The sequence below is a fragment of the Bordetella genomosp. 8 genome, assembly GCF_002119685.1.
Classification (GTDB): Bacteria; Pseudomonadota; Gammaproteobacteria; order Burkholderiales; family Burkholderiaceae_B; genus Bordetella_C.
Window position 1 is genome coordinate 953,504 of sequence record NZ_CP021108.1, and the last position, 25,014, is coordinate 978,517.

The 25,014-nt window shown below is 68.1% G+C and carries 24 protein-coding genes; 15 read left to right on the plus strand and 9 right to left on the minus strand.

Annotation, left to right across the window (positions count from 1 at the left end):
• The first annotated feature begins 99 nt into the window (after positions 1 to 99).
• The 3 genes from CAL12_RS04330 (at position 100) to CAL12_RS04340 (ending at position 4,510) form a co-directional block, all read left to right on the plus strand.
• The gene (locus CAL12_RS04330; protein ID WP_086063361.1) at positions 100 to 2,457 is read left to right on the plus strand and encodes a TonB-dependent receptor; all 2,358 of its coding nucleotides are present in this window, start codon (positions 100 to 102) and stop codon (positions 2,455 to 2,457) included.
• A 248-nt stretch (positions 2,458 to 2,705) separates the two neighbouring features.
• On the plus strand, positions 2,706 to 4,238 hold the full coding sequence (locus CAL12_RS04335) for a PepSY-associated TM helix domain-containing protein (RefSeq protein WP_086067673.1): 1,533 nt from the start codon (positions 2,706 to 2,708) through the stop codon (positions 4,236 to 4,238).
• Positions 4,235 to 4,510: a DUF3325 domain-containing protein gene (locus tag CAL12_RS04340; RefSeq protein ID WP_086063362.1), complete on the plus strand. Its 276-nt coding sequence runs from the start codon at positions 4,235 to 4,237 to the stop codon at positions 4,508 to 4,510. The genes CAL12_RS04335 and CAL12_RS04340 overlap by 4 nt, the downstream gene beginning before the upstream one ends.
• 4 nt (positions 4,511 to 4,514) lie before the next feature.
• Here CAL12_RS04340 and CAL12_RS04345 read toward each other — a convergent pair whose 3' ends face one another.
• Positions 4,515 to 5,159, minus strand: a complete 645-nt coding sequence (locus tag CAL12_RS04345) for a LysE family translocator (protein ID WP_198298376.1) — start codon at positions 5,157 to 5,159, stop codon at positions 4,515 to 4,517.
• 96 nt (positions 5,160 to 5,255) lie between these two features.
• On the opposite strand from CAL12_RS04345, the gene CAL12_RS04350 reads away from it, so the two are divergent.
• Together CAL12_RS04350 and CAL12_RS04355 are read left to right on the plus strand one after the other, a co-directional pair.
• Complete coding sequence (locus tag CAL12_RS04350) at positions 5,256 to 5,459, plus strand: putative motility protein (protein WP_086063363.1); 204 nt, start codon at positions 5,256 to 5,258, stop codon at positions 5,457 to 5,459.
• A gap of 118 nt (positions 5,460 to 5,577) precedes the next feature.
• On the plus strand, positions 5,578 to 6,168 hold the full coding sequence (locus CAL12_RS04355; protein WP_086063364.1) for a cupin domain-containing protein: 591 nt from the start codon (positions 5,578 to 5,580) through the stop codon (positions 6,166 to 6,168).
• A 23-nt stretch (positions 6,169 to 6,191) separates the two neighbouring features.
• On the opposite strand, the gene CAL12_RS04360 is transcribed toward CAL12_RS04355, so the two are convergent.
• Positions 6,192 to 7,604: an MmgE/PrpD family protein gene (locus tag CAL12_RS04360; protein WP_086063365.1), complete on the minus strand. Its 1,413-nt coding sequence runs from the start codon at positions 7,602 to 7,604 to the stop codon at positions 6,192 to 6,194.
• Positions 7,605 to 7,730: 126 nt separating this feature from the next.
• On the opposite strand from CAL12_RS04360, the gene CAL12_RS04365 reads away from it, so the two are divergent.
• The 8 genes from CAL12_RS04365 (at position 7,731) to CAL12_RS04400 (ending at position 14,536) form a co-directional block, all read left to right on the plus strand.
• Positions 7,731 to 8,675 carry a LysR family transcriptional regulator gene (locus CAL12_RS04365; RefSeq protein ID WP_086063366.1) on the plus strand — a complete coding sequence of 315 codons (945 nt, stop codon included), beginning with the start codon at positions 7,731 to 7,733 and terminating at the stop codon, positions 8,673 to 8,675.
• 53 nt (positions 8,676 to 8,728) lie between these two features.
• Positions 8,729 to 9,913: an MFS transporter gene (locus CAL12_RS04370; RefSeq protein ID WP_232464704.1), complete on the plus strand. Its 1,185-nt coding sequence runs from the start codon at positions 8,729 to 8,731 to the stop codon at positions 9,911 to 9,913.
• Between the two features lie 130 nt (positions 9,914 to 10,043).
• Positions 10,044 to 10,346, plus strand: a complete 303-nt coding sequence (locus tag CAL12_RS04375; RefSeq protein ID WP_086063367.1) for a YXWGXW repeat-containing protein — start codon at positions 10,044 to 10,046, stop codon at positions 10,344 to 10,346.
• A 178-nt stretch (positions 10,347 to 10,524) separates the two neighbouring features.
• Positions 10,525 to 11,091, plus strand: coding sequence for an RNA polymerase sigma factor (locus CAL12_RS04380; RefSeq protein ID WP_086063368.1), 567 nt, complete (start codon positions 10,525 to 10,527; stop codon positions 11,089 to 11,091).
• A complete protein-coding gene (locus CAL12_RS04385) occupies positions 11,081 to 11,497 on the plus strand; it encodes a hypothetical protein (protein WP_086063369.1) in 417 nt (138 codons plus the stop codon). The genes CAL12_RS04380 and CAL12_RS04385 overlap by 11 nt, the downstream gene beginning before the upstream one ends.
• Complete coding sequence (locus tag CAL12_RS04390) at positions 11,494 to 12,006, plus strand: periplasmic heavy metal sensor (RefSeq protein ID WP_086063370.1); 513 nt, start codon at positions 11,494 to 11,496, stop codon at positions 12,004 to 12,006. The genes CAL12_RS04385 and CAL12_RS04390 overlap by 4 nt, the downstream gene beginning before the upstream one ends.
• Before the next feature lie 41 nt (positions 12,007 to 12,047).
• A complete protein-coding gene (locus CAL12_RS04395) occupies positions 12,048 to 13,397 on the plus strand; it encodes a DUF1800 domain-containing protein (RefSeq protein ID WP_086063371.1) in 1,350 nt (449 codons plus the stop codon).
• Positions 13,394 to 14,536: a DUF1501 domain-containing protein gene (locus CAL12_RS04400; RefSeq protein ID WP_086063372.1), complete on the plus strand. Its 1,143-nt coding sequence runs from the start codon at positions 13,394 to 13,396 to the stop codon at positions 14,534 to 14,536. Before CAL12_RS04395 ends, CAL12_RS04400 begins: the two co-directional genes overlap by 4 nt.
• A 71-nt stretch (positions 14,537 to 14,607) precedes the next feature.
• Here CAL12_RS04400 and CAL12_RS04405 read toward each other — a convergent pair whose 3' ends face one another.
• The 5 genes from CAL12_RS04405 to CAL12_RS04425 form a co-directional block, all read right to left on the minus strand.
• Complete coding sequence (locus tag CAL12_RS04405; protein WP_086063373.1) at positions 14,608 to 15,483, minus strand: SDR family NAD(P)-dependent oxidoreductase; 876 nt, start codon at positions 15,481 to 15,483, stop codon at positions 14,608 to 14,610.
• 33 nt (positions 15,484 to 15,516) lie between these two features.
• Positions 15,517 to 16,701 (minus strand): acetyl-CoA C-acyltransferase family protein, encoded by a 1,185-nt coding sequence (locus CAL12_RS04410; RefSeq protein ID WP_086063374.1) that lies wholly within the window; start codon positions 16,699 to 16,701, stop codon positions 15,517 to 15,519.
• A gap of 13 nt (positions 16,702 to 16,714) precedes the next feature.
• Entirely contained in the window at positions 16,715 to 17,992 is a 1,278-nt protein-coding gene (locus CAL12_RS04415; protein ID WP_086063375.1) for a DUF1254 domain-containing protein, read from the minus strand.
• On the minus strand, positions 17,989 to 20,181 hold the full coding sequence (locus tag CAL12_RS04420; RefSeq protein WP_086063376.1) for an acetate--CoA ligase family protein: 2,193 nt from the start codon (positions 20,179 to 20,181) through the stop codon (positions 17,989 to 17,991). Before CAL12_RS04420 ends, CAL12_RS04415 begins: the two co-directional genes overlap by 4 nt.
• 144 nt (positions 20,182 to 20,325) lie before the next feature.
• Complete coding sequence (locus CAL12_RS04425) at positions 20,326 to 21,225, minus strand: LysR family transcriptional regulator (RefSeq protein ID WP_086063377.1); 900 nt, start codon at positions 21,223 to 21,225, stop codon at positions 20,326 to 20,328.
• Between the two features lie 236 nt (positions 21,226 to 21,461).
• Between CAL12_RS04425 and CAL12_RS04430 the strand changes: the two genes are divergently transcribed.
• The gene (locus tag CAL12_RS04430) at positions 21,462 to 22,442 is read left to right on the plus strand and encodes a Bug family tripartite tricarboxylate transporter substrate binding protein (protein WP_086063378.1); all 981 of its coding nucleotides are present in this window, start codon (positions 21,462 to 21,464) and stop codon (positions 22,440 to 22,442) included.
• An 11-nt stretch (positions 22,443 to 22,453) separates the two neighbouring features.
• On the opposite strand, the gene CAL12_RS04435 is transcribed toward CAL12_RS04430, so the two are convergent.
• Both CAL12_RS04435 and CAL12_RS04440 read right to left on the minus strand, forming a co-directional pair.
• On the minus strand, positions 22,454 to 23,167 hold the full coding sequence (locus tag CAL12_RS04435) for an SDR family NAD(P)-dependent oxidoreductase (RefSeq protein WP_086063379.1): 714 nt from the start codon (positions 23,165 to 23,167) through the stop codon (positions 22,454 to 22,456).
• Between the two features lie 26 nt (positions 23,168 to 23,193).
• On the minus strand, positions 23,194 to 23,976 hold the full coding sequence (locus CAL12_RS04440) for an MBL fold metallo-hydrolase (RefSeq protein WP_086063380.1): 783 nt from the start codon (positions 23,974 to 23,976) through the stop codon (positions 23,194 to 23,196).
• Between the two features lie 78 nt (positions 23,977 to 24,054).
• On the opposite strand from CAL12_RS04440, the gene CAL12_RS04445 reads away from it, so the two are divergent.
• Positions 24,055 to 24,942 carry a LysR family transcriptional regulator gene (locus tag CAL12_RS04445; protein WP_086063381.1) on the plus strand — a complete coding sequence of 296 codons (888 nt, stop codon included), beginning with the start codon at positions 24,055 to 24,057 and terminating at the stop codon, positions 24,940 to 24,942.
• The last annotated feature ends 72 nt before the right edge of the window (positions 24,943 to 25,014 follow it).

Genomic DNA, 25,014 nt, shown 5'->3' on the forward strand with positions numbered 1-25,014 from the left:
ATTCGGAACGAAAGGCTGCATATGTACAAGGCTATGGCGCGCAAGCGCTCTCTGAAACCGGTTGCCCGCCGGGCCGTGTGGGCATGCGCTGCGGGGCGCATGGCATTCGGCGCGGTGGCGGCGACGTCCCTGATGGCGTTGGCGCCCGCGGTCCACGCGCAGTCCCCGGCCGCGCAGGTGCGCAACTACGACATTCCCGCCGGCACGCTGGAAAGCGTACTGGGCCGTTTCGGCCGCGAGGCCGGCATCATGCTGTCGTTCAAGCCCGAGGTGACGCAAGGCCGCCAGAGTACGGGCCTGCGCGGCAGCTATACGGTGGAAGGCGGGCTGGACGCGCTGCTGGCCGGCACCAGCATCCAGGCGGTGCGCCAGGCCAACGGCGGGTATGTGTTGAACCGCCCCATGGACACGGGCGCCGGCGCCGTGCTCTTGCCCACGGTCAAGGTCCACACCACCGCCGAGAACGAACTGCCGCCGGCCTATGCCGGCGGGCAGATCGCCACCGGCGGAGGCCTGGGCATACTCGGCACGAACAACGTCATGGACGTGCCCTTCAATACCACCAACTACACCGCCGAGGCGATCGAGGACCTGCAAGCCCGCACGCTGGCGGACGTCGTGCAGAACGAATCGTCCGTGCGCATGCTGACTTCCACCAATGGCTTCGGCGAGGACTTCCAGATCCGCGGCTATACGGTGTCGAGCAACGACGTCGGCATCAACGGCCTGTATGGCCTGGCCTCGGCCAGCCGCATGCCGGCCGCGATCATGGAGCGAGTGGAAGTGCTGAAGGGCCCCGGTACGCTGATGAACGGCATCGCGCCGAACGGCAGCATCGGCGGCGGCATCAACATCGTGACCAAGCGCGCCGGCGACGATCCGCTGACCCGCTTCACCACCACTTACCAGAGCAAGGGCCAGTTGGGCGAGCAGTTCGATATCGGCCGCCGCTTCGGTGAAAACAATGAGTGGGGTATACGCGTCAACGGCGTGTACAAGGATGGCGCCACCACGATCGACAAGGGCAACCAGCAGCAGACGGTGGGCGCGATCGGGCTGGACTATCGCGGCACCCGGCTGCGCTGGTCGCTGGATGCCTATGACCAGCGCGAGGATACCGACAACTTTCGTCCGCAGGTGGGTTTCCAGTCCTCGGTGACGTCCATGCCGGACGCGCCGTCCGGGCATCGCAACTTTTTCCCGGGCACCAAGCTCAAGCTGCAGGATTCGACAGTCCTGAGCCGCGTCGAGTACGACGTCACCGACCGCATCACCGTCTATGCCGCGGGCGGCTATCGCTACGGTTCGGCCGACCAGACCTTCCCGTCGGGACCGGTGGACCAGTTCGGCAATTTCACGGTCACCAACGCGTACTACGACTCTTACAGCAAGACTTCCACGGGCGAAGTGGGCATGCGCGCGCGCTTCGATACCTGGGGCGTCGGCCACACGCTGACCCTGGGCGCCACGCGCCTGGACCAGGAGGCCGGCAATGCCTACGTGACCTCGGCGACCCGCGTGGCGTCCAACATCTACCACCCGTCGCCACTGCCGCCCGTGACCGGCGATCGCGTGTCGCCCAGCAAGGCGTCGGACACCGCGCTGTCCAGCGTGGCCCTGACCGATACGCTGTCGTTCTTCGGCGACCGCCTGCTGGTCACCGGCGGCCTGCGCGACCAGCGCGTCAAGCTGGACAACTATTCGACCACCAGTGGCGCCCGCACTTCGTCGTATGACGAAAGCGCGGTATCGCCACTGGCCGGCATCGTCTTCAAGCCGATGTCCAACGTCTCCCTGTACGGGAACTTCACCTCCGGCCTGACGCGCGGCGGCATCGCGCCGGCCACGGCGGCGAACGCCGGGCAGGTCTTCGCACCCTACAAATCCAAGCAGTACGAAGCCGGCGTCAAGGTCGATTGGGGTAGCGTGATCACCACCGCGTCGGTCTTCCAGATCGACCGGCCCAACGCCATCACGGATCCGGACACCAACATCTACAGCTTCGATGGCGAACAGCGCAATCGCGGCGTGGAGCTGTCGGCCTATGGCGAACTGACGCGCGGCCTGCGCGTCATGACCAGCGCGACGTTCTTCGACGCCAAGCTCAAGCGTACGGCGGGTGGCGTGAACGACGGCAACGATGCCAACGGCGTGCCGGACAGCACCTTCAACGCGGGCGTGGATTGGGATACGCCGTGGGTGCGGGGGCTGAGCCTGAACGCGCGCGTCATCCACACGTCGTCGACGTACTTCAATGCGGCGAACACCTTCAAGGTACCCTCGTGGACGCGCTTTGACGTCGGCGCGCGCTACGCCACCGACGTGATGGGCAAGTCGGTGGTGTTCCGCGCCAACATCGAAAACCTGTTCAACAAGGACTACTGGCTGGTCAGTGGGACCTACGCCACGGTCGCGGCGCCGCGCACCTTGCTGCTGTCGGCGCAGATCGATTTCTGAAAGAGGGAAGGGGCATCTTGCGGGGTATAGGAACAGGGATGGGGCGCACCGGCGCGCTCATCGTTCGCATCGTTCTGGCCATCGGCGGCGGTTACGCGCTGGCGGCCCTGGCAAGCGTGGCGGCGCTCGCGCTGCCCATCAGCCGCCCGCAGGCGGTGCTGACCGGCATGCTGGCCAGTTTCGCCATTTACGCCGGCGCCGTGGTCTGGGTCTTCGCCGCATATACGGGCCGCGGGATACGCCAGACCATGTCGGACCTGCACACCTGGGCCGGCCTGCTGGCGGGCTGGGTCCTGTATGCGATGTTCCTGACCGGCACGGTGAGCTACTTCAAGGAGGAAATTTCCCAGTGGATGCGGCCCGAGCTGCCGCACCAGGCCCAGTTGGGAGACCCCGCCGCCACCGCGCAACGCGTCGCCGACGAAATGCGGGTGCTGGCCGCCGGCACCACGCAATGGAATATGGAGCTGCCCACGCCGCGCAGCAATGTCGTCGACGTGTTCTGGCGCCTGCCCAGCGCCGAGCCGGGCCGGCGCTCCTTCGGTTCGGCGACGCTGGATCCCGACAGCGGCCGCCAGGTGGCCGCGCGCGCCACCCAGGGCGGCGATTTCTTCTACCGCTTCCACTTCCAGTTCCACTACATGTCGGCCTTCTGGGGGCGATGGCTGGCCGGCCTGTGCGCGATGTTCATGCTGGTGGCCATCGTCAGCGGCGTCATCACGCACAAGAAGATCTTCGTCGACTTCTTCACGTTCCGCTGGGGCAAGGGCCAGCGCTCCTGGCTGGACGCGCACAACGCGCTGTCCGTGTTCGGCCTGCCCTTCCACCTGATGATCACCTACACCGGGCTGGTCACCTTGATGGCGATGTACATGCCCTGGGGGCAGCAGGTCGCGATCAAGACCCCGGAGCAGCGCCAGGCGCTGACGGCGCAGCTCAATACCTTCATCCAGCCGGGCAAGCCCAGCGGCCAGCCCGCCGCGCTGGCGCCCATCGACCAGATGGTGCGGCAGGCCCAGGCGCGCTGGGGCACCGACCAGGTGGGACGCGTGACGGTGACGCTGCCCGGCGATGCCGCGTCGCGCGTCGCCGTCACCCGCGGCGAGGCCGACAGGCCGTCGAGGAGCCCGCACTATCTGTTGTTCGAAGGCGCCACCGGCAAGCTGCTGCAGGTGTACGACAGTGTCGGCCCGGCGGCCGAGGTCAGGGGCGTGATGTACGCCCTGCATCTGGGGCGCTTCAGCGACCTGGAGCTGCGCTGGCTGTATTTCATCGTCAGCCTGGCGGGCACGGCCATGGTCGGCACCGGCCTGGTGATGTGGACCGTCAAGCGGCGGCAGAAGCTGCCGGATCCGCAGCGCCCGCATTTTGGGTTCCGGCTGGTCGAGCGGCTGAACATCGCCGCCATCGCCGGGCTGTCCGTGGCGATGACGGCGTTTCTCTGGGGCAACCGGCTGCTGCCGGCCGGCCTGGACGCGCGCGCCGCCAGGGAGATCGATCTGTTCTTCGCGGTGTGGGCAGCGACCTTGCTGTACGCCCTGGCGCGGCCGGCGCGGCGGGCCTGGCTGGAGCTGCTGTGGCTGGCCGCGGCCCTGCTGGCGGCGTTGCCCGTCGTGAATGCGCTGACCACGCAACGGCCGCTGTGGCATAGCATCGCCACGGGCGACTGGGTCTACGCCGGCTTCGACCTGATGCTGTGGCTGTTCGCGGCGCTGCACGCCGCGTTGGCGGTGCGGATGGCGCGGCACAGGCCGCGCGCGCCGCGTGGAGCGGCCCGATGACCCATCTGCTGACGCTGTGGTTCTGCCTGCTCGGCTTCATGGCGTTGGCCATGGCGACCGAGCGCCAGCAGGAGGCCTTGTTCGGCCGCCTGCTCACGCCCGCGCGCACCCGCATGCTGCGCCTGGCCGGTTGGAGCGCACTCGCGGTGGCGCTGTCCATCGTCGTCGCGCGGCAGGGTTGGGGACTGGGACTGGTCAGCTACAGCGGCCATACCAGCCTGGCCGCCGGGCTCGTCTACCTGGGATTGATCATCCGCGAGCGCGCGGCATAGCCGGCTACTTCGCCGCCGGCCCATCCTGGCTGAAGATCAGGTAGCCGGCGACGGCGATCATCGTGACGCCCAGCGCGCCTTCCTGCGCCCTCAGGAACCAGCGGTTGCGGGTCAGCCAGTTGCGTATGCGCGCGGCGCCATAGGCGTAGGTGGCGCCCGAAAACAGGCCGAAGACCTTGGAAAAGCAGGCCAGGAAAAGCAGCTGCATCCACACCGGGCCCCGCGCCGGATCGGTGAACTGGGGCAGGAAGGCGATCAGGAAGATGAATACCTTGGGGTTCAGAAGATTCGTCATGAAGCCCTGCACGAATACGTCCCAGCCCTGGCCGCGCGCGGCGACCTCGGCCAGCGCGCGCGGATTGCGGCTGCGGCGGATGGCGCGCACGCCCAGATAGATCAGGTACATCGCTCCCATCAGCTTCACCGCCAGGAACAGGGTGGGCGATTCCTTGAAGATCGCCGCCAGTCCCAGCACGATCAGGGGCACCTGCACGAAACCCGCCGCGAACGTCCCCAGCACGCTGAGCCAGGCAATCCGGAATCCCTGGGTCATGCCGCGGGTCAGGGTCAGGGCCATGTCGGGACCGGGCGTCAACTTCAGGGCGATGTCGGCGGCCAGGAACAGCAGGAACATGTGCAGCGTGGGCATGGGGTGAGGGCGAAGGTACGGTGCGGGCGGAAATTATGCCAAATGTCACAATCGTACGGTATGCTTCGGAATCTTTCTCCCGCGGGGATCATATCCATGGACAACTTGTCGATCGAAGGGACCGTCGCCACCGCCGTCGGCCTGCAGCAGGCCAACGCCATGCAGGAAGCCCAGAACGTCCTGCTGCGCAAGGTCCTGGACAACCAGGCGCAGGCCATCACCAGCCTGCTGGACGCGGCCACGGTGCCGCAGCTGTCGACCTACGGCATGGTGGGCACGCAGCTGCACGTCACCGCCTGACCCGCGCGCGCCGGGGCCGTCGGCCATAGGCGCGGTGCGACGGTGGATTCCACAGCCGGTCCCTGGGTGTCACACTACGGGTTTTGCCCCGGATACGAAGACAGCTCGGGAGCTGACCATGACGACATTCCATCGGCGCGATTTCATTACCGGCGCGCTGCTCGGCGCCGCCTGCCTGGCCATTCCTTCATCGCCCGCGCTTGCCGCGGTGCAGGTGCCCGCCACGCTGCTGCTGCAGCGTAACGACTGGGTGCCCAACAATCCGCGCTTGCCCGTGCTGCAGTACATGGGCGTGCTCATGGACGGCGACGTCGCGTCCGCCTTCGAAGGCCTGTTCGCGCGCAACGGCTGGGTGCCGCAATGGCGCGACGGCATCTACGACTACCACCATTACCACTCCACCGCGCACGAGACGCTGGGCATCGCGGCCGGCTCGGCCCGCCTGATGCTGGGCGGTCCGCACGGCACCGAGATGGCCGTGCAGAAGGGCGATGTGCTGGTGCTGCCGGCCGGCACCGGCCACTGCCGCCTGTCGGCCAGCCCGGATTTCCTGGTGGTAGGCGCCTATCCGCCCGGGCAGAAGTGGGATATCTGCCGGGACGCGCCCACCCAGGCCATGCTGGACCGGATCGCCAGGTTGCCCTTCCCGGCGGGCGACCCGGTCACCGGCAAGGATCCGGCGCTCGCGCGCTACTGGCAGCTCGCCTGATCGCGCCGGGCAACGCTTGACGGTCAGCGCTTGACGGTCAATGCGTCGATCAGCTCGCCGATGTCCGCCAGCTTCTCGACGTTCATCATGGTGTCGACCACGCGATCCACCTGCGCCCGCGCGATGCGCCGCGACGCCAGCTTGACGAACTTTTCGATGACGTCGTCGGCGGAGGCGAAGGAATGTTCGCTGCCGCGCGGCGCTTCGACGGTTTCTTCCATCCGCGTGCCGTCCTTCAGCGCCACCTTGACCTTCACCATGTGCCGATACACCGCGCCGCGCGCGGTGATGGCCGGGTCTTCGATCACCCGCACTTTCTGCGACACGCGGATCCTCTCCGCATTGGTGACGTCCGCTTCCGTGAACTGATCGACGAAAACGTCGCCCTCCAACAGCAGCGTGGCGACGCAGTAGGGCAGGTTCAGCTGCGCCGACGTCAATCCCTGCGGCACGTACTTCCAGCCCACATGGTCCACCGTGACGCGCGAGCCTTCCACCACGATTTCCTCGACATCTTCGGGCCCGAAAGGCTTGCGTGCGCGCATGGTGCGCAGGGCGTCCAGCGTCGTGTGGTTGCTGCCCACGCAGGAATAGAACTTCAGGGCGATGCGCATGGTTTCGAACTGAGAGCCCAGTCCCGCCGTCAGCTTGGTCAGGTCGAAGCGGTCGGTCGAGCGCGACAGCGTGCTGCAGAAGCCGCCATAGGGGTTTTCGAACACGTCGACGATGCCCGTGAAGCCGCGCGCGGCAAGCAGGGCGCCGTACAAGCCGCTTTGCGACGCGCGTCCGGCATGCATGCGCTTGACCATGGCGCCGAACTGCGCCGCCATCAGGCCGGACGATTGCGTGCCGGCGATGCCCAGCGCATGCACGGCCTGGTCGGCGGTCAACCGCAGCGCCGCGGCGGCGCCGGCGGCGGCGGAGAACACGCCCACCGTCGCGCCAGAATGCCAGCCCTGGGCGATGTGTTCGGGTCCCATGCACATGCCCACGCGCGGCCCGATCTCGTAGCCGGCCACGCAGGCGCGCAGGAAATCCTGTCCCGTCATGCCGGGCCGCCGGCCAGCCACCGCCAGCACCGCCGGCAAGGTGACCGCGCCCACGTGCAGTACGCCGACACGATGCACGTCGTCGATCTCGAAGCCCTGTATCAGCGTGCCGTTGACCAGCGCCGCATGCGGCGAGGACAGGCGCTTGTCCGTGCCCCAGACCGGCGTCGTGGTGCTCTGGTCTTCCACCAGCAACGTTTCCAGCAGGATCCTGCTCCACGGCAGCTCGGCGCCGAAGATGGCGCAGCCGAACGAATCCAGGATCAGCAGCTTGATGCGCTCGCGCACGTGGTCGGGGATGGCATCGTATTCCAGCGTGGCGATGAATTCGGCGATGCCCCGGGTATAGGTGTTCTGGATCTCTTCGGTGTCGTGCGCGTGGCCCATGGTCGTCTCCGGCATCCCCTGAGGGGTTTTTGAATAGGGTGACCTGGAAGTATCCGGCGCGGGCCCTTGGATTGTGAATTGCGCGCTGCGCGATTATTATTGCGTGAAGTGGAATAATCAGATGCCATGGCTTCATTGAACGCTGTCGATCTCGAAGGCCTGCGGGGGTTCGTGGCGATCGCGCGGCATGCCAGCTTCCAGTTGGCGACGACCGAGCTGAACATCTCGGCGCCCGCGCTGACGCGCCGCATCCAGCGGCTGGAGGCCGCCATCGGCGCGCCGCTGTTCGAACGGACCACGCGTCGTGTGCAATTGACGCCCATCGGCGAAATGCTGCTGCCGCGCGCGCGGGACATCCTGTCCAGCCTGGCGGATGCCCTGTCCGCGGTGGACGACGCGCTGGCCAGCCGCAGCGGGCAGCTCAGCCTGGGCTGCATCCCCACGGCCACCAGGCTGCTGCTGCCGCACATCCTGCGGGCCTTCCATGAGCGAAGGCCGCAGACCCGCATACGCATCGCCGAAAACAACGTGGCGGGCGTCACCGCCGCGGTGCTGAACGGCACGGTGGATTTCGGCATCACCCTGCAGCCCGCGGCGGGCGCCGGCCTGGCCTTCGACGCCTTGCTCACCGAACCTTTCCTGCTGGCCTGCCCGATCGACCACCCCCTGGCCGAACGGCGCCATGTCGATTGGAGCGACCTCAAACCCTACCGGCTGATCGTTTCCGAGCCGGGCAGCGGCAACCGCGCGGTGCTGGAACAGGCCTTGCGGAAGTGGCGCTGGCAGCGCGACCACCTGGTGGAGATCGACCATCTGACCAGTTCGCTAGGCCTGGTGGAAGCGGGGCTGGGCATCTCCGTCCTGCCCTTGTCGGCATTGCCTGACCTGCCGGATCCGCGGCTGGCGATCCGTGTGCTGGGCGGGCCACGGGTGACGCGCACACTGGGACTGCTTCGGCGCCGCGCGATTCCGTTGGGCGCCGTGGCGCAGCAGTTCCGGCGGGCGGTACGCCAGCTGGCGCCCCTGCTGGAAGCCCAGGCCGCGGAACGCGCCGCGCGCTATTCCCTGTAACGCCACGCCGGCATTGACAACGGATACCTGAATCGGTGGATTTGAACGACTCCTTGCCTTCCGCAACGGCCCATGCCCATGGCATGCGCGCCACCACCCGCGCCGTCATGGCGCAGTTCTTCGTCGCCGGAATGGCATTCGCCTGTTGGGGCGTGCAGATACCCGACATCAAGTCGCGCTTCGGCCTGTCGGACTTCGTGCTGTCCTTCGCCATGCTGACCGTGGCGGGTGGCGCCATCATTGCGATGGGCACGATAGGGCGCTGGGCCACCCGGGTAGGGAGTGCCCGCGCAATGGTGGTCAGCGGCGTGGTGTATGCGGTGGCCACCGCATCGATCCCATGGATGCCGAATTTCGAGATCCTGCTGGCCCTGCTGCTGGTGCTGGGCATGGCCACGGCCGGTTACGACGTCACCGTGAACGTGCAGGCCGCGGCGGTGGAAACGCGCGGCGGCCGCCCCATCATGTCGACCCTGCACGGCATGTTCAGCCTGGGCGGCATGATAGGCGCGGGCCTGGGCGGCCTTGCGGCCCTGGGTGATCTGCCGGCCTGGGTATATCCCGCCGGCATCGGGGTCGCGACGCTGGGCGCCATCGCATGGGGCCGGCCCTATCTGCTGGCCGATGCGGCCACGGAAGACGAGGCGCGGGGTACCGGTTCCAGGCGGATTCCCGCCGCGCTTTGGATACTCGGGTTTTTCGCCTTCCTGGGCCTGATCTGCGAAGGCGCCATGTACGACTGGGCCAGCGTGTACCTGCGCGATGTCGCCCGAGCCGCGCCACAGCTGGCCAGCTACGGATATGCCGCCTTTTCCACTGGGATGGCCTGCGGGCGCTTCGCGGCCGATCCCTTGCGCCGCCGCATCGGCGATGGGGCCACGTTGACGATCAGCACCTGGATGGGCTTCGCGGGCATCGCGCTGGCCGTGGCCTTGCCGCAGCCGGCCTGGACAGTGGCGGGCTTCATCCTGATGGGGCTGGGCGTGGCCAACCTGATGCCGCTTTTTTTCCTGGCCGGCGCGCGGCTGCCCGGGACCACGCCGGCGGAAGGCGTGGCGGCCATCGCCCGCTGTGCCTATACCGGCATGCTGCTGGGGCCGGCCATCATCGGCGCCATTACGCATCATGCCGACCTGCGCGTGGCGCTGGGCGCGGTCGCCATCATCATGGGATTGATCGCGTCCGTCGGGATACGCCAAGTGCTGCGCATCGGGCGCCAGGCGGCCGCGCCAGGCTAGTGCGGGGCTAGCGCCCGGCTAGCGCCGGCTTTACCGACTCTTACATCTGTCCGCGACGGATTTCCCGCGCGCCGTCCGTTGAAGTAGAAACGGCGCCGTCCCGATCCGACGGTATCGCTGGGAGTCGTGAATGAAGCTTCCTGTTTTCCTCAAGATGGCATGCGCCGCGGGCGCCCTGGCCGCGGCTTCGTCGGCGTGCGCCGAATTGGTGATCGTCGAACCCACCGCGCCGCCGCCTCCGCCGCGCGTCGAAGTCATGCCCGGCCCGCGCGCGGGTTACGTCTGGGACGCCGGCCACTGGCGTTGGGACCATGGGGCCTACGCCTGGGTCCCCGGTCATTGGCGGCCCGTGCGGGTAGGTCATCACTGGGTACCAGGCCACTGGGTGGCGCACGGTCCCAACTGGCACTGGATTCCCGGGCATTGGGCCTAGCGTGCCCTTTGTCTCCGCACATGAAACTGAACCTGGAGTTCCCATCATGATCAAAACCATCGCCATCCTGCTGCTCGCCGCCGCCACGTTGAGCGGCTGCGTCGTCGTGCCGGCGCGGCCGGTCCATGTCCATCCGGTGTACGTTTACTGACGTCTTTCCAACGACCAGACCCGCACTTTGAGCGAACGCGAGCCCGATGCCGACCTGCTGGCCAGGGTCGGCAGGAATGATTCCTCGGCCGTGCGCCAGTTGGTCGCGCTCAAGTTGCCCCGGCTGCTCGCACTGGCCACGCGCATGCTGGGCGATCGCATGGAAGCCGAAGACGTGGCGCAGGAAGCGTTCGTGCGCATATGGAAACAGGCCCCGCGGTGGAAGGAAGGCGAGGCGCGATTCGATACCTGGCTGCATCGGGTCGCGCTGAACCTGTGCTACGACAGGCTGCGGGGTCGCCATGAAGAGACTGTCGACCAATTGCCCGAAAGCGCCGACCCCGGGCCGGGGCCGGACGAGGTGGTGGAAACGGGCGCGCGCGACCGTCGTGTCCAGGCCGCGCTCGCGGCCTTGCCGACGCGGCAGCGCGAGGCGCTGGTCCTGACCTACTACCAGGATCTGTCCAACGTGGAAGCGGCCGCCGTGATGGACATCAGCGTGGAGGCCCTGGAAAGCCTGCTGGTGCGAGCCAGGCGTGCCCTGCGCGAGACGCTGGCCGCCACCGAAACCGTGAAGGTACGCCATGACACCTGAAAGATTCCAAGCCATCGTGCAAGCCTACGGCGCCGACGCGCGCCGCTGGCCTGAAGCCGAGCGTGCCGGCGCGCAAGCCTGGGCGTCCGGTCATCCCGTGGCGGCCGACGCGATACTCGCGGCCGCCGCGCCGCTGGATGCATGGCTCGATGGCGACACGGTGTCGCCGCCGGACCGGAGCCTGTTCGATCGCATCGTCGCCAGCGCTCCCGCGCGGCCGCTGTGGCGGCGCGCACGCCTCTGGTGGTCCGGCGCGGTGTTCGCCGGCGTGGGCGTGGCCGGCGGCTGCGTCGGCGCCTTCGCCGTTTCCTTCTACATGTTGACGGCGGTCCCGGCGATGCATGCCGACGCGCCTTGGATGGAAACCGGCTTCAGCAGTCCCTTGTCCGACTGGAGCGAAGAATGACAGGCCGCACGTGGAAGTTCGCGCTGGTCGGCTCGCTGGTGCTGAACGCGTTCCTGCTGGGCGGTATCGCCGGCGGCGCCTATCGCTGGTTTTCCGCCGATCATGTCGCGGAGAACGCGGCGGCGCCGCGCGCCGCGTTGCGTTTCGCGGCCGAAGAACTGGCGCCGGAACGTCGCCAGCAGTTCCTGCAGGCGCTCAGGCAGGCGCGGCGGCAAGGCCGCGACGACGCGCTGGCGGCGCGCGAGGCGCGTCGGGAAGTCCTGGAGCAACTGGCCGCGCCGCAATTCGATCGCGCGGCGCTCGATGCTTCGTTGGCCCGGGCACGGGAGGCCGATGGCGAAGTGCGCAAGCGGGTGGAGCGCGCGGTCGCGGATTTCGCGGAAAGCCTGTCGCCACAGGAACGCCTGGCCTTCGTCGACGGCTTGCGCCGTCGCGGGCAATGGCGCGAGCCGCCCGCTTCGGGCAATAAAGCGGCACAAGGCTCGGCGCGCGATGGCGCTGCCCGCTGACGCCACGCAAAGCCAGGGACCGGAGAGCCAAGGAGGTCGCCATGGATACTCGCACGCATGCGGCGGCCATCGCCCTGAACCGCTTCGGCCTGGGCGCCCGCCCCGATGAGCCGGCGCCCGCCGATCCCAAGGCATGGCTGTTGGCGCAATTCGACGACTACGATCCCCGCCCCGCCGTCTGGCAGGCGCAGCCCTCGTCCCTGGCAGTGGCCGCGGATCAGCAGCCGGGCCGCAAGGCCGGCGCCGCGCGTGAAATCTACCGGAGCGCGGTGGACGCCCGCGTCGAAAGCGCCTTGACGACGGCGACGCCGTTCGTCGAAAGACTGGTGCACTTCTGGACCAACCATTTCGCGGTGTCGGCGGACAAGCCGGTGGTCGCCGCGCTGGCCGGGTGCTTCGAGGCCGAAGCGATCCGTCCGCATGTGCTGGGACGCTTCCAGGACATGCTGGTTGCCGTCGAGCAGCATCCCGCCATGCAGCTGTTCCTGGACCAGCCGCGATCCGCCGGACCCGACAGCAAGGCGGTCCGGCGCGCGGCCGAGCGCGATCCGGGCCGCAAGCGCGGCCTGAACGAAAACCTGGCCCGCGAGATCATGGAACTGCACACCCTGGGGGTGCGCACGGGTTACACCCAAGCCGACGTCACCGAGTTCGCGCGCGCGTTGACGGGCTGGAGTATCGCCGGCTCGCGCGGTCCTCGACCCGGCGATGCCGAGCCGGGCGCGTTCGTGTTCCGCGCCGGGCTGCACGAGCCCGGTGTGCGTGCCATCATGGGACGCCAGTATGCGCAACCCGGCCCGCAACAGGCGCTGGCGGTGCTGCGCGATCTCGCGGCATCGCCGGACACGGCGCGCCATATCGCCTTCAAGCTGGCACGCCACTTCATCGCCGACGATCCGCCATCGCTGGCCGTCGATCGCCTTGCGCGGACCTATGCGCGCAGCGGCGGCGATCTGCCCGCCCTGTACCGCGATCTCGTGGACATGCCCGCCGCATGGGCGTGGCCAACGCAGGCCCTCACGGCGAAGTTCAAGACGCCTTGGGAATGGATGATCTCCGCCGTGCGGGGACTGGGCGGCCGGCTACGGGGCAATACCGCCTACGCGCCGCTGTTGGCGCAGTTGGGACAGCCGGTGTGGCGTCCCGGTTCGCCGGCCGGCTACGACGACGTGGCGGCAGCGTGGGCGGCGCCGGACGCGCTGGTGCGCAGGGTCGAAGCTGCGCAGCGGCTGGCCGCGCGCGGCAATGGGACGCAAGACCCGCGCTTGCTGGCCCATGCGCTGTTCGCGGGCGCCGCCAGCCCCGCCACCGCCGAGGCCGTGGCGCGCGCTGAAAGCGTGCAAGCCGGTATCGCGCTCCTGCTCGTCTCACCGGACTTCCAACGACGATGACCCTACCTCGCCGCCATTTCCTCGCCCTGGCCGCCGCTTCGCTGGTCGCCAGGCCGCGCATCGTCTTCGCCAATGTCGAGACGGACCGCCGCTTTGTCTTCGTCATCCAGCGGGGCGCGGCCGACGGCCTGAATATCGTCGTGCCTTATGCCGATCCCGCCTACGCCCGCCTGCGCGGCGAACTGGCGATCGACGTCCCGGCGGCCACGCGCCTGGACGGCACCTTCGGCTTGCATCCCGCGCTGGCGCAGACGGCGCGCATGTATGCGCTGCGCCAGGCCTTGTTCGTGCATGCCGTGGCGTCGCCTTACCGCGACCGCTCGCACTTCGATGGGCAGAACGTGCTGGAGACCGGCGGCAGCGCGCCGTACCGGATCAAGGATGGCTGGTTGAACCGCCTGGCGGGCATGCTGCCGAAGTCCCGCGAAGAGGCCATCGCCTTCGCGCCGACGATACCCGCCGCGCTGCGCGGCGCGGCGGCGGTCACGTCGTATGCGCCTTCCGCCTTGCCCGCCGCGCCCGACGACCTGCTGGCGCGGGTGTCCCAGCTTTACGACGCCGATCCGCAACTGGGCCCGCTCTGGCGCCAGGCCATGCAGACACGGGCGCTGGCGGGCGACGTGGGTGCGCGGCAGGATCCCGCGCACCTGGGCAAGATGGCCGCCGAATTCCTGGCGCGGCCCGATGGTCCGCGCATCGCCATGATGGAGACGAACGGCTGGGATACCCATAGCGGCCAGAACCAGCGGCTCGCGTATCAGTTGAAGGCGCTGGACGCCATGCTGGCGGCCTTGCGTGAAGGACTGGGCTCGGACTGGGATCGGACGACGGTGCTGGTCGCCACGGAATTCGGCCGCACCGCCGCCGCCAATGGCACGGGCGGCACGGATCACGGACAGGGCGCCGTCGCGATGCTGCTGGGCGGCGCCGTGGCGGGCGGCCGAGTCCAGGCCGATTGGCCCGGGCTGGCGCTAGCGGACCTTTATGAAGGACGCGACCTGCGCCCGACCGCGTCGCTGGACGCATTGATCGCTGGCGCCGCCGCCGAGGCGCTGGCGTTGGATCCGGACAAAACCGCTCGCGTGCTGTTCGGACTGGACAGGTTGCCGTCGGCGGCGACGGGATGGTTGCGCACCTGACCCGCCGTGTCGCGCGTCCTGACGAACCCGCAACGACGCGTTCTCCAGGAGATCCGCCGCGACGCCTGCCTTCAGGACCCCGCCTGCGCCTTGGCCAACTCGTGTTTGGCCTGGTCCCAGCCCGACTCGGGGGCCACCTGGCCTGCCTGGTCCCGCACTTCGGCGATCCGGCCCGGCAGCGTGCCAGCGGGATCGTCGGCGTCCGCGATATATATGCCCGGCGTCATGGTGATGTGCGCGCTTTCGAAGCTGCCACCGCCGGCCAGCAGGATCATGCGCGTCGGCGCGTCTTCGCCCACCAGGGCCAGCAGGCCGGGGCTGACACGCTCGGGCGTCAGCACGGCGTCGGCTTCGGGTGGCAGCAGGCCTTTCGTCATCGCCGTCATGGCGGTGGGGGCCAGGCAGTTCACGCGCACGTTCTTGCTGGCGCCTTCCATGGCCAGGGTCTGCATGAAGCCGACCAGGGCCATCTTGGCGGCGCCATAGTTCGACTGGCCGAAATTGCCGTACAGGCCGGACGACGAAGTCGTCATGACGATGCGGCCGTAGTTCTGCTCGCGCATGCCGGCCCAGACCGCCTTGGTGGCGTGCACCGCGCCCATGACGTGCACGTCCATCACCAGGCGGAACTCGTCCAGCGACATCTTGGCGAAGGTGCGGTCGCGCAGGATGCCGGCATTGTTCACCAGGATGTCGACCCGGCCGAACTCGGCGACGGCCAGCGCCGCCATGGCTTCCATATGGTCGTAGCGGCTGACGTCGCCCGCGTGGGCGATGGCCTGGCCCCCCGCGCGGCGGATTTCCTCCGCCACGGTCTTCGCGGCCTCTCCCAGGTCGTTGACCACCACGCGTGCGCCATGGCGCGCCAGCTCCAGCGCATGCGCGCGTCCGAGTCCGCCGCCGGCACCCGTCACGATCGCCACCCGGTCCTTCAACACATTCGACATTTGTTTCCCTTGTTCGCGGACGGCAAGTCCCGATCAGACCCGCTCGAAGATGGCGGCAATGCCCTGGCCGCCGCCTATGCACATCGTTACCAGCGCATAGCGGCCGCGTATGCGTTGCAGCTCGTACAGCGCCTTGGTGGCGATGATGGCGCCCGTGGCGCCGATCGGATGCCCCAATGATATGCCGGAGCCATTCGGGTTGACCTTGGCCGGATCGAAGTCCAGCTCGCGCATGACCGCGCAGGCTTGGGCGGCGAAGGCTTCGTTGGACTCGATGACGTCCATATCGGCCACCTTCAGCCCTGTGCGCGCCAGCACGGCGCGGGTCGCCGGTATGGGCCCCGTGCCCATGTAGGCGGGCTCGACACCCGCATAGGCGTGACCGACGAGCCGTCCGATGGGGGCCAGGTTCTGCGCCTTCACGGCATCGGCCCCCGCGAGGACGAGCGCGGCGGCGCCATCGTTGATGCCGGATGCATTGCCGGCGGTCACGCTGCCGCCGTCCCGCTTGAACGCCGGCTTCATGGCCGCCAGCACGTCCAGCGTCGTTTCGGGCTTGACGTGTTCGTCGGTATCGAAGTGGATCTCGCCGCGACGCGTGGCGATCTTCACTGGAACGATCTGTTCCTTGAAACGGCCTTCGCGGATCGCGGTGGCCGCGCGCTGGTGGCTGGTCACCGCCAGTTCGTCCATCATCCGACGCGTGATGCCGTAGCGCTCGGCGACGTTCTCCGCCGTCATGCCCATGTGTATGTCATGGAAGGGATCGTGCAGGGCGTTCAGCATCAGGTCCAGCATGACGGTGTCGCCCATCCGCGCGCCCCAGCGGTTCGAGGGCGACAGGTAGCCGGCGCGCGACATGCATTCGGCGCCCGCGCCCACGGCCACGTCGCAGTCCCCCGCGGCGATCGCCTGCGCCGACGACACGATGGCCTGCAGGCCCGATCCGCAAAGGCGATTGATGTTGAAGGCCGATACCGATTGAGGCAGTCCCGCGTCGAGCGCGGCGATGCGGCTCATGTAAATGTCGCGTGGCTCGGTGGTAATGACCGTGCCCATCGATACGTGGCCGACCGACTCCGGCGCGGCCCCGCTGCGTGCCAGGGCCTCACGCACCACCAGGGTGGCCAGTTTGGCGGGCGGCGTGTTCTTCAGCGTGCCGCCGAAGGTGCCGATCGCGGTGCGCGTGGCGGCGATAACGTAGACATCTTTTTGCATGGCGATTCCTTGCTCAAGCCGCGCGCCGTACCGGCGGATAGGCGTAGGTCCCTTCCAGGTGGGCGCGCCCGGGGGTGTACAGCCGCAGCGTCAGGTAGAAGCCCTGGTCCGCCGGCGCGGGCAGCCAGTTGTGTCCCGGTCCGGGGTCGTCCGCCTGGATGCGGATGCTCAAGCCGCCATCCGCGTCGTGCAGCAGGCCCTGGGTGCGGTCGCCGATGGAATGGCGTCCGATGGGATTGGCCACCAGCAGGCAGTCGCTGCGCCGATACAGGGTGATGGACCAGAAGGAGCGGACATCCGGCAGTCCGCCCGGCGGGAAGCGCAGCACGTAGCGGTGCGCACCGCTCAATGCCTCGCCCTGTTCGTCGACTTCCGCCATGATGTACATGGCTTCCTCGATGCCCAGCGTGCCTATCCAGTTGCGCGCCACGCGGGCGCGGGTCAGGAAGTCGTCGCCGAAGTTCTCGCGCACGCTGACCGCCGTGGTCCAGCCGCCGCCCAGTTCCGAGGCCTGCGCGACGTCGCGCAGCTCCGCGTACACCTGGGTCAGCGCGTCCTGCAGCAGCGCAGGCGCGATCGGCCAGGCGGGCAGGCGATGGGCGGAAGGATTGCGCGCCAGCATGGCATCCACGACGCGCTGGTACTCGGCGGCCTGCGGCACGCCCGCGCCGCGATCGTCGATCAAGGTGTCGATGCGCGAAAGCGCCGGCTTGCCATCCGGCCGCAGCAGCGCGAACCGGTTTTGCAAGGCATGTACCTGCGCCAGGTCCTGTTCGGTGGCGTCGACCAGGATGCGCCCGATGACCCAGACGTCGTCGCTGGGCGCGCTGATCGCGTGCATGCCGGCGGGCACGTCGCCCTGCCATCCCGGGCCGTGCACGAACAGGCGTTGCGCCTCGCCGCCGGTGGTGCGGCGGCCGGCGTAGGCCCAGGGATTGGTCCAGGCATCCAGGAAGCCCAGCACCCAATAGCGATTGCCCATCGCGGGCACGTCGATCACCAGCGGGCCGGCGGACAGGTCCAACCAGGCATTGGTGAACAGGGTGTCGTTGTTCGGCGTGACGACTTCCCTGTCTTCCGGACCGCGCAGGCGGCGCGTGTGGGTGAATTGGTTCAGCCACCGCATGCGCGACGTCGGGCTGTCGCCGGCATAGCCCTGCACGGCGTGCTTGCGTGCCGTGTTGGCGGCGCGCATGCGGGCCATTTCGAACAGCGGCAGGGTGATGAGGACGGTCTGGCGGACTTCGGCCGGGACGGCCTGGGTATTGGTGTTCACGATGTCGGTATTCATGCCTGGGTCGAGATCAGTACGGCGTCCAGGGCCAGCGCGCCCTGGCCCTGGGGCAGTACGACGAAAGGATTCAGTTCCACGGATTCCAGCGTGTCGCCCGCCGCCAGCGCGAATCGAGACAGACGCACGATGGCCTGCGCCAGCGCCTCGACGTCGGCGTGCGGCGCGCCGCGAAAGCCGCGCAGCAGGCGCGCGGTCTTCAACTCGTCGATCATGTCGCGGGCTTCTTCGAGGTCGACAGGGGCGAGGCGGAACGTCACGTCGCCCAGGAGCTCGACGTTCACGCCGCCGGAACCCAGCATGACGACGACACCCAGCGCCGGGTCGCGCCGGGCGCCGAGGATGCATTCGACGCCGCCGCGCACCATGGGCGCCACCAGCACGCCGTCCACGCGCGCGTTCGGCGCGGCAGCGCGCGTTGCGGCCATGATGCGGTCATACGCCGCGCCGGCTTCCTTCTCCTGGCGGATGTTCAGCACGACGCCGCCGATATCGCTCTTGTGCGTGATGTCGGCGGAGAGCACCTTCATGACGACGGGGTAGCCCAGCGCGTTGGCGCCCGCGATCGCGTCCTCGCGGCTGTGAGCGCGGTGGAAGGGTACGGCGGGCAGTCCGCGAGCCGTCAGCAGTTCCAGCGCGTCGGCTTCGCTGTACGGGGTGGGGCGCAGGGCCGCCGGAGGCGCATCGGCCTGGGCCGCGATCGCCGGCGAGTCGGCCGGCTGCGCCATGGCGTCCGCCGCCGCGGCCTGCGCATCGCGCGCGGCCGCCATCGCCGCCCCTGGAGCGCCGGCGCGGATGACGGCCGTTTCTCGGTCGCGCAGGAAAAAGCGCATGGCCGCCATGACGCGTATCGCGCGCGCCGGGTCGGTGAACGACAGGCAGCCGGCTTCTTCCAACGCGCGCTGCTGCGCCGCATCCGCCAAGGTGCTGAAGGCCACCAGCCGGTCCGGAAAATCGCGTCGCAGGTCGCGCGCCAATTGCTGTTGCAAGGCGCGCATGGCGGGCGTGGCGCCGAACGCCGCCAGGAATATCAGCAGGCTGCCATGGCCCGCCTCGCCGAGCATGGCGCGCGCGGTCGCTTCCAGCAGGTCCGGCTCTGCCGTCACCTGTCCCGTGATGTCGACGGGATTGTGCGTGGCCGCCAGCGGCACGCGCGCCCGGATCATGGCCTGCGCCGCCGCCGGCAGCTCCCGCACGTCCAGCCCCGCGTCGGCGGCTTCATCGGCCATCATGACGCCGACACCGCCCGAGACGGTCAGCAGTCCCACCTGCGTATTGGGCGGCAGGCCGGCCACCGCGAGGCCATGGGCCACGTCGAAGAATTCCTCGATGGTGCGCGCCCGATAGGCGCCATGCTGGCGGAACAGCACGTCGAAGACGGCATCGTCGCCCGCCAGCGCCGCGGTATGGGAGGCGGCCGTCAGGGCGCCCAGCGCGGTGCGGCCGACCTTGACCACGACCACCGGCTTGCCCGCCGCGCGGGCCAGGTCCAGCGCCTCGCGCAGCTTGCGGCCGTCGCGGCAGCCTTCCAGATAGGCCATGATCACGCGCGTGGCGGGATCGCGCGCCATCCAGGCGATGCAGTCGGCCACGCCGATATCCGATTCGTTGCCCGTGGTGACCCAGGCCGACAAACCCAGCCCGCGCTCGCGCGCCATCGCGTAGGCATAGGCGCCGAAGGCGCCGCTCTGGCTGACGATGCCGACATGGCCGGGCGTGTTCGAACCCGTGCCGACCACCGGCGAAAACGTGGCGTACACCGCGCGGGCGACGTTCATGAAACCCAGGCAGTTGGGCCCCAGCACGCGGATGCCCGCCGCATTGGCCCTGGCCGCGAATTCTGCCTGCGCCTGTTCGCCCTGCTTGCCCATCTCCGCGAAGCCGGCGGAGAACATGACGATGTTCTTCACCCCGGCCGCGATGGCCTCGTCCAGGGCGGCGCTGACACTGGAAGCCGGGATGGCGAAGATCGCCAGGTCGATGGGCGCCTGCACGGCGCCGAGCGATGCATACGCGCGCCGTCCTTCGATTTCATCGGCGCGGGCGTTGATGGGATAGATATGCCCTTCGTAGCCGTATTCGACCAGGTAGCGGACAGGCACCGCCCCGATCTTGCTGCGGTTCGACGAAGCGCCGACGATGGCGATGGAGCGTGGCGACAGGAAAGAGTCTAGGTCTGGCAGGGTCATGGGATCTGTGGACGAATGCCGGGCAGGGTGCGCGCGCTATGGATGTCATGGTTATGCGCGCCGGGTGTCTCCGGAGATCGGCCAAGATACCGCCAGTGGTCTTATCAGACAAACTGTGTTTTCTGAATTTTCTATAAGCTCTGGTTATTTATTGCCGGCCTTGCCATCGCGCAGCGTGTAGTCCAGGAAGCGCTCGACCGCCGGCGATATGGACGTCCGCGGCCGCACGAAGATCGCGATGCGCCAGCTCACCACCGGCTGCAGCACCGGCAGGAACACGAGGCCGAATCCTTCGACCAGGGCCCGTGCCATGGCGGGGCATATCACGTAGCCTGGCCGCACCCGCAGCAGCGACAGGGCCGTGTTGACCCGATGCACGGACACGATGTCGCGCGGATGGTTGCGGGGCGGGATATGGGCCAGGACGTTGACGGCCAGGTTGGGCATGTAGTTGATCAGGGGGCGATCACGCAGGTCCTTCCAGCTTATCGATTCGGCGTCGGCCAGCGGATCGTCCGGGCGCAATGCGGCCCACAAGGGGTCGGCCCGCACCACGTGCGCTTCGATGGCGTCGTCGGTCAGCACGCCGGCCGGCCCGAAACCGATGTCCGCGCTGCCGTTGTGCAGGTTGGCCAGGACCTGTTCGATGGGCACGTCGTCGAAGCGCACCTCGACGCCCGGGTAGGCTTTGCCGTAGCCGGATATCAGCTCCGGCAGCAAGGTGCAGGACAGCGGCTCCGGCGCGGCCACGCGCACCAGCCCGCGACGCAGTTCCTTCAGGTTGCTGACGCCTTCCAGCGCCTCGTCCAGGTCCGCGAGCACGCGCCGCACCATCGGTTCGAATGCGCTGCCCACCGCGGATGCGCTGACGCTGCGCGTATTGCGGTCCAGCAGGCGCACGCCCAGCCGGCTTTCCAGTTCCTTGACCAACCCGCTCAGCGCTGCCTGCGACAGATGCATGGTGTCGGCCGCCTCGGAAAAACTGCCGGATTCCAGAACGGCGAGAAAGGCGCGCAATTGCCTGAGCGTGACCTCGGCTGCCATGGTGTGTCCTTTGCGAAAGTCGGGTGCGTCCTGCCGCCCACGGTCGATGCGGGCGGGCCGCCACCGGCGCGGCAGGCGCCGGGGCATTTATAACTTTAACCTTTAAGTCATCAAAAAAATGAGATTTGTCCCGATAGGTTTGCCGCCTCTATCATCGCGTCTCCAAGCTCGCGTCCCGTCGCCATGCTCAAACGGCGCGGGTCGGCAGTTCCTATTCCAATAATCAGGAGACCACCATGAAGATCACCCGACGAGCCCTGCTGGGCGCGGCGGCCGCCGGCCTGTACGGCGGGCTCGCCCCGCGTGTGTTCGCCCAGGGCGATTGGCCCGCCCGTCCCGTCCGCGTCATTTCGCCGTACGGGGTCGGCGGCCCCAACGACCTGTCGGCGCGCCTGTTCGCCGAATACCTGGGCCGGCGCCTGAACCAGTCCTTCATCGTGGAGAACAAGGCCGGGGCCGGCACCCGGCTGGGCAACGAATACGTCGCCCATGCGCCGGCCGACGGCTACACGCTGCTGTATGGGGCGGCGCCTTACTCCACGCTGGAAGCCTTGTACGGCAAGCTGGGGTACGACCCGCGCAAGGACCTGCAGGCGGTGGCGATGGCCGCCACCGTGCCGCTGTTCCTGGTGGTCAATGCCCAGTCGCCCGCCAAGACGGCGCAGGAGCTGATCGCCTACGGCAAGTCGCTGCCGAACGGGCTGACCTTCGGCACGCCCGGCACGGGATCGTTGCCGCATCTGGCGGCCGAGCTGTTCCTGCGCGACGCCAACGTCAAGGGCCTGAGCGTCCAGTACCGTGGCGATGTGCCCGCCTATACCGATCTGCTGGCCGGCCGGCTGGACGCCACGCTGACGGCGATCACCGCCGCGCTGCCGCATATCCAGGCCGGCAAGCTGCGTGTGCTCGGCGTGGCGTCGGCGCAGCGCAGCAAGATCTATCCGGACGCGCCGACCCTGCGCGAACAGGGACTGCCCAATGTCGTGGCTTCCGGCTGGTACGGTTTCATGGCACCCGCCGGTACGCCTGCCGCCATCGTCAGCCGCCTGGACAACGAGATCAACGGCGCGCTGAAGGACCCCGACATCCAGCGCAAGCTGCTGGCGCAAGGCATGGAGCCCTATCCCGGCAACGCCGCCGACTTCGCCGCTTTCATCGACGCGGAAATGAAGAAGTGGAGCGAAGTGATCTGGAAGGCCGGCATCAAGGGCGAGTAAGGCAGCGTCGCCTACCAATGCCCCGCGTGCTGGCCGCCATCGACATTGATGGTCTCGCCAGTCACGAAGCCGGCCCGTTCCAGATACAGGATCGCTTCGACTATATCCGCGATGTCGCCCATATGGCCGACCGGGTGCAGGCCATCCAGGAATTCATGCGTTTCCGGCGCATGCATGGGTGTCTTGATGATCCCGGGCGCCACGGCATTGACCCGTATGCCCTTGCGCGCATACTCGATGGCCAGGCCGCGCGTCACCGCCGCCAGTCCACCCTTGGTCAGCGAAGCCAAACCCGCGGGTACATTGGACAGGGGCTGTTCGACCAGCGTCGTGGTGATCTGGACGATATGCCCGTGTTCCTGCTTCGCCATCTGCCGCAGCGCGAACTGCGTAATGTGGAAAAAGCCACCCAGGTTCACATTGACGACGTTCGTATAGTCTTCTTCCGTATACTCGGTGAAGGGCTTGCTGACGAAAATCCCGGCATTGTTGATCAACGTATCGATGCGTCCGAATCGCTCCAGCGCGGTGGCGACGACCTTGTTCGCGACGGCTCGATCGGCGATGTCGCCGGGAACGGCGATCACATCCGTATCCTCGCCCGCCTCGATACTGCGGGAATTCGCGACGACGGCATAACCCTGCTTGCGGTACGCCCGCACGATGCCGGCGCCTATGCCTTGGGATGCGCCGGTCACGATGGCGACTTTGGTTTGCGTATTCATGATGTTCCTCGTCAAGGCCGGGCCCATCAGGCCGGGATGGGAAAGCGTACCGGCGTGCCCTTGTCGAAGGGCGTGAGGCGGCCGGCAAGATTCAGCTTCTGGAAAACGTCGGCCAGTTGTTCCTGGCTTTCGCGGAAATGCATCCAGCCTTCGGAATGCGCGGATACCAGCGCCGCATTGGGAAAGGCATGGGCGGCCTCGATGGCGCCCTCGCTGCCCATCGTCATGTGGAAGCGGCCGCGCGGTTCGGCGGCGCCGGTGAACAGAACCACGACCTTGGGATCGAAGCGGCGCGCCACCTCGGCGGTGCCTTCGTACCAGACGGTGTCGCCCGTCACGTACAGCAGATCGCCAGGCTGTTGGCGGCCCAGCGCGAAGCCCACGACGTCGCCCGAGATCGGTTCGATCCCGATGGGGCCATGCCGGGCCGGCGTGGCGGTCACCAGCAGCGTTTCGCCGCCGGCGCCGTGCAAGGTGCAGGTCTCGTAAGGCGCCAGGCCGATCGCGTTGCCGCCCAGCCGTTGCGCGCCCGCCTGCGTGGTGAAGGTCTTGCCCACGCTGCCCAGCATCGCGCGCCCAGAGATATCCAGGTTGTCGATATGCTGGTCGTGGCTAAGCAGCACGGCGTCCAGGCGACCGACTTCATCCCTGGTCAACGCGGGACCGGACGTTTTCTCGAACGAGATGGAGGGCAACTGGTAATGGCCCGGGGCATCGAAGGTGGGATCGGTCAGCAGGCGTATGGACCCGTACTCGATCAGGACCGTCGGTCCGCCTACCAGGGTCAGGCTCAGCGTCGTTTCGCGCATGTCGTTCTCCGTGTTGATTTAGCGATGGACGTAGCCTAAGCTCCAGTCCGTTTCCGCGGAATTCGCTATTCCCGCTCAATGGCTGAGAAAAAACGCACAGAGGTCGATTGGCAGGACATACGCGTCTTCCTGGCGCTGGGCCGTCATGGCAGCCTGTCGGGCGCCGCGCGCGCGCTGTCGGTCAACCACGCGACCATCGCGCGCCGCATCCAGTCGCTGGAAGCGACGCTGGGCGAAAAGCTGGTCGAGCGTCGCCCGGAAGGCTACATACTGACGCCGGCCGGCACGCGCACGCTGGCGGCGGCCGGCGACATGGAAGCCGCCGTCCATACCTTGGGCCGCGGCGGTGAAGACGACGCGATCAAGGGCCTGGTCCGCGTCAACGCGCCGCCGGCCTTGTCGCTGGGATTCCTGGCCGAGCGCCTCGCGACGCTCCCGGTATCGCATCCCGGCCTGGATATCGACCTGGCGACGGACCTGCGTCCGGTCAGCCTGGAACGCCGTGAAGCCGACATCGCCATCCGCCTCGGACGGCCGACGGATGGCGGCTTCATCGCCCGGCGACTGGGCAGCATGGCCTACGGCTGGTACGGCGCGCCGGCGATCTGCGAGCGTGTCGAAGCGGGCGGGGACCCGGTCTTTGTCGGTTTCGACGAAGTCAACACCGATATCCCGGAAGCCGTATGGCTGGCGCGCACGTACCCTGGCGCGCGCATCGCATTCAAGGCCAACAACCATGTTGCCCAGGCAGCCGCCGCGCGCGCGGGCGCGGGACTGGCCTTGCTGCCGCACTACATCGGTCGCGGCGAGCCCGCGCTGCGGCAATGCCGGCTGGAGCCGGTACCCGAGCCGCGGGAGATCTATGTCCTGACCCGGGGTCAGGATCGCAACAATCCGGCGATCAGGTTCGTCGTCGATCACTTGCTGCGTGTGTTCGCCGACGAGCGGACCTTGTTCGAAAACTGAGCCTTTCGTTCAGCCTCCAGACAGCGCAATCAAAGCACGTCGACAGATTTGAAAAAGCTTTTGCTAACGATA